1 protein-coding gene is annotated in these 1,456 nt (G+C 43.5%); it reads right to left on the bottom strand.

Annotated features, from left to right (window positions below):
- Positions 1–339 precede the first annotated feature (339 nt).
- Positions 340–1,113: a PEP-CTERM sorting domain-containing protein gene (locus RDU59_11180; protein ID MDQ7839037.1), complete on the bottom strand. Its 774-nt coding sequence runs from the start codon at positions 1,111–1,113 to the stop codon at positions 340–342.
- Between the last annotated feature and the right edge of the window lie 343 nt (positions 1,114–1,456).

The following is a 1,456-nucleotide window of genomic DNA, read 5'->3' as shown; positions in this document are numbered from 1 at the left end:
TATTTTTTCTGTCCTGACGCCCCGCGTTCTCCCTGCCCATCTGCGAATGAATCACCCGACCGCCATAACTTGAACTGACCCTTAAGACAGGAATTTTGCGCAAAAAAAAATACCTCCTGGCCTCCCTTTTCAAAAGGGAGGAAATGCGAAGCCCCGGGATTTGGGATAACGCAGCCATCTGAAAGGCTTATGAAGATAGATGGAATTAAGTTAGACAGAGACCCTGCAAGGATGGTTAGTATATTAACCGCCTGACTCCAAACGGTTATACACAAAAAAGGGTACGACCGGGTTGGTCGTACCCTTTTTTAATTAACTCAACTGCGTAGATGTATCTGGTTAGCTTTTCTTAATCCTCTTCTTCAAAATACCTGCGGCTCCCACTATACCGGTACCGAAGAGAATCATGGTACAGGGTTCGGGGATAGGCTCGGCGCCTGTCTTAGCTAACAGTAGATTCTCAAACATGATGTTGTTATCGTTCGAGGAAGAATAAACATTATCCCAAACATTCTGGTCAGTGATTAAGAAAATGCTGCCCAGGCCAATATTCTCATACCCCATCATCACGTCGCTCAAGTTCGTTCCCAGCATTAAGACCTGTGAAGCACCCCCCATGGCCAGGGGCGCGAAGCAGGCATAATTGTACGTGTTTACCCCAGCAGTAAGAGTATGTGGCAGGATTTGGCCATTACCAACAGTGGCATTATGGAAACCCCCATCAGGCCAAAGGTTGATGATAGACATACCGCTACCGAGGTAACTAAGCGCAGCACTAATGCGATCGTTCTCGTTAGGGGCATAGCCTCCATGTTCGCCCATAAAGGCGATCCGTCCGCCACCGCTCAGGAATGTAGCCATCGTGCTGAGTTCTGCAGCGGTGTAAGAATCTGATGGCTGAACCGCCCAGAGAAGATCCACACCTGACAGGTCGTTGGTGTCAAGTGTGCCATAAATGATAGATGAAGTATGGCCTGTCAGCCCAGCATAAAAATTGTTTACGATGTTAAGATCGAACCTTTCACCCCAAACATTGACTGTACTAGCCCATGCTCCTCCCACAACAGCAAAGGTTAATAATACCGCACACAAAAACATTAAGAACTTTTTCATCTTTTTCACCTCCTTCTATTTAAAATTTCTCAGACCGTTCTAGTCAAAGTGAATTGTAATTCATTTAATAGGCAATTTTTATGCCAGATACATAAAAAAATTTTAAAAAATAAACGTAGCATTTACGGATAGTTAGCGTACACGGCGGCAGATCATTTTTTGACTGAATGGAAAAGATTTTCTCTTTAGTGGAAAAATAGTTCCACTTTTATGGAAACTTAATCCTATTTTTTGATCTTACGCAAAAAACATTATTTAAAATCAGCTTTGTCCGGTTAGGTTTTTGCATGTGCCGAATACTGAGAAAACGGAGAAAAATTTCGCATCCATGTCGTTTTTTGCT

Source organism: Thermodesulfobacteriota bacterium (assembly GCA_031082315.1).
Classification (GTDB): domain Bacteria; phylum Desulfobacterota; class QYQD01; order QYQD01; family QYQD01; genus QYQD01.
Note: the sequence above shows the minus strand (reverse complement) of the source record. Positions and strands in the feature narration are given on the sequence as shown.

What these genes read in the sequence shown, in the direction of transcription:
- RDU59_11180 (MDQ7839037.1), bottom strand. Translation starts at nt 1,113, where the DNA reads ATGAAAAAGTTCTTAATGTTTTTGTGTGCGGTATTATTAACCTTTGCT.